This is a genomic window from Vibrio hibernica (assembly GCF_015223435.1).
Classification (GTDB): domain Bacteria; phylum Pseudomonadota; class Gammaproteobacteria; order Enterobacterales; family Vibrionaceae; genus Vibrio; species Vibrio hibernica.
In genome coordinates this window covers 1-2,816 of record NZ_VHKO01000101.1, presented here as the reverse complement: position 1 = coordinate 2,816, position 2,816 = coordinate 1, and the positions used below count along the sequence as shown (strand labels likewise).

Genomic DNA, 2,816 nt, shown 5'->3' with positions numbered 1-2,816 from the left:
TACCTCGGTGAACGCTTACCACAACTGTCTGTCAGCCATGAATGCATTTATCTGTATATCTGGGAAGATAAAAAAGCAGGTGGTGAGTTATACCTACATCTGCGCCGACACGGTAAGAAATATCACAAGCGCAGTCATGGTAAAACAAACCGAGGGCAAATAAAAAATCGCGTTAGCATTGAAGAGCGCCCACAAATAGTTGATGAGAAAGGTCGTATCGGAGATTGGGAAATAGATACCGTCATAGGCAAAGGTCATCGAGGCGCCCTTGTTACCATTGTAGAGCGGGTCACCCAATTCACTGTATCAACTCAGGTGGCAGGCAAAACAGCACAAGCCGTCACTGCGGCGACGATAGAGCTATTAAGGCCATATAGGTCAGCGCTTCATAGCATCACGGCTGACAATGGAAAAGAGTTCGCTTATCACGAGCAAATCACAGAGGCTTTAAGTGTTCCTGTTTATTTTGCTCACCCTTATCACTCATGGGAGCGCGGATTGAATGAAAACACGAATGGATTACTACGTCAGTATTGGCCGAAGAGCACCGATTTTAAGGCGGTAACACCAGCGCAAGTTATACCAGTACTTGAGCAACTTAATAATCGTCCGAGGAAGACACTTGGATTTGAAACGCCTGCAAAATTGATGCAGGATCACTTGGCGGCTAAAGCCGCCTAAACGTTATGCACTTCAGATTTGAATCCGCGCCTTCATTTAAGCCTCTCTACTCCTAATAATTCTATATATGTTACCTAATGTCTTAGTTGGCAAAATACGTAAAGGAAAACGAATTATTGCATTCCTTAAAGCATATCTCTTCCGAATAATTCCTTCACGACTGCTGCGCTTTAGAAAAGCAAGCTCTAAAACCGCATAGTTTAAGCCACCACGCCTAGAGAGTTGTGCTATTCCAGCACGCATTGCTACCAACGGCTCCTGAATATTGTAGAATTTATAGCCATGATCTATCAGCTTCAACCAAAGGTGATAATCTTCAAAAAACAAAACATCATCATAACTACCAACATCCAGCACAGCCGACTTTCGATACATTACAGAAGGGTGATTTAAAGGGTTTCTCAATCTAGAGGTAGCAACAATTTCTGAGTGTGTCTCTGGAGAGCACCTAAAAGCCGTGATTAGTTCACAACTCGTTTCAAATTCAGAAACCCAACTACCACAAATATCTACGTCAGTATCCTTTAAAATAGATATCTGTTTTTCAAATCGCATAGGGTGACAAATATCATCGGTATCCATACGTGCAATCACATCATGAGAGCATTTTTTTAACCCATGATTCAACGCGCGGCCCAAACCAACATTTTCCTCAAGTGACACCCTGATTAAAGGCAGCCTTGATTGCCACTCATCTAAAACACTATATAGCTCCGAGGTTAAAGGGCCATCCTCAACTACTATAACCTCATCCGCCGGGATAGATTGATTATTTATGCTTTCTAAACACTCACAAAGAAAAGAAGCAGACTCTTTATAATATAGAGACATTAAAACTGAGATTTTCATTACTAATCCAACACAAATTTATTCTAATTGAAAGTGGCTTTGATACGGAAACCGCATGAACATCACCGTCACCGTCACGTAAGGCTTTCAAGAACCTTACTTAGGTAGTTTTCGTCCATTGCGCAGTTCATGCGCTTACGTTTAATACCACCTTTAAAGGTGGTTTCCCTCTTTAATAGGTTCAAACACATCTGCCTGATCCTTGCAAAAGCCTCTGCTCGGTCGTCCGCTCTAATACCAGGGCTCCCGCATGAGTTACAAAAATGTTAAAAACACTTAAGTACCAAACAAAACTCTCTCTCGGAACTCTGTATTTAACGCGCATTTCAATTGTCGGCGTTTTAAGGTCCCTTTCATCTCTACAAGCTTAATGAAGTTCATGCACATTTGACGAATTCGGGACAGATTTTCGGATGCGTGCTTGTAGATGATTCGACTGTCATCTTCATTCATTACGGCGTCCAACCACCAGTGCATACTTTCAACACCCCAGTGACCTCGACATAACTTACCAAACTCTTCTGCTTTCATTTTCTTAGAGGAAATGAAGTATCTAACCCCCAAGCTGCCCGAAGGCTCACCATTTTTCTTTTGGTAAGTCGTTGCTATACATAAACTTTCCAAGCCTTTCCACTTAGCCGAAAAGTCACCAAACTTCTCTGTAAATGGAATGACTATATAGCTTCTTAGCACCTTACGGCCACGCTGTCCGACTTCTTCCTCTTCATAAGCATACTCGGAATAATCGCTTAATTGCCCCAGTGAAAAATTATCGGTAAAGACTTTATGAAGACTTGGTTGATTGTCTTTCACTGACATTAAATAATCACCTTTTCTACCCACTATCAACTCTGCAATTGAACGCTGGCAGCCCATAGCATCAACGCTAATGACCCGACCTTTAACTCTAATTAATTTGAGGAGCTCGGGGATGGTCGTAATCTCATTTGATTTCGAGCTCGTTTTTAGTTGCCCTAAAACTAGACCAGTATCAACAGAATAAGCATTGACCATATGCGTTAGGCATTTCTTCTTACTGTGATCATACGTGCCTTTCAAAGACTTTCCATCAATCGCTATATGGTTGGTTTCTAATGATTTTTCATGTTGAATATCGTTACACCATCGAGTAAAGCAAAGAGAAAATTCATCTGGGTCAACCAGTCCAACAATGCGAGCTGTTGTATCTTGACTTGGAATACCTGATAAGTAAGGACTGAACTTTCTAAACCACTCTAAGTTCTCTTCTCCAAAGGCTTCTATCTCATCCCAAGTTTTCATTCCAC

Annotated in this window: 3 protein-coding genes and 1 pseudogene; 1 reads left to right on the top strand and 3 read right to left on the bottom strand. The window is 41.6% G+C overall.

Annotated elements, in window-relative coordinates:
* Positions 1-681: IS30 family transposase (locus FH976_RS15545; RefSeq protein ID WP_194091686.1), on the top strand; the 681-nt coding region annotated here is incomplete at its 5' end.
* 36 nt (positions 682-717) lie between these two features.
* Here FH976_RS15545 and FH976_RS15540 read toward each other — a convergent pair.
* From FH976_RS15540 to FH976_RS15530, 3 genes and pseudogenes are all read right to left on the bottom strand, one after another.
* Complete coding sequence (locus tag FH976_RS15540; protein WP_194091685.1) at positions 718-1,530, bottom strand: glycosyltransferase; 813 nt, start codon at positions 1,528-1,530, stop codon at positions 718-720.
* A 74-nt stretch (positions 1,531-1,604) separates the two neighbouring features.
* Positions 1,605-1,766 (bottom strand): annotated as a pseudogene (locus FH976_RS15535) (ISAs1 family transposase); the annotation flags it as partial.
* Between the two features lie 40 nt (positions 1,767-1,806).
* Positions 1,807-2,816: ISAs1 family transposase (locus FH976_RS15530; protein ID WP_194091684.1), on the bottom strand; the 1,010-nt coding region annotated here is incomplete at its 5' end.

Coding starts and splice junctions, on each gene's coding strand:
- FH976_RS15540 (WP_194091685.1), bottom strand. CDS start 1,530: ATGAAAATCTCAGTTTTAATGTCTCTATATTATAAAGAGTCTGCTTCT.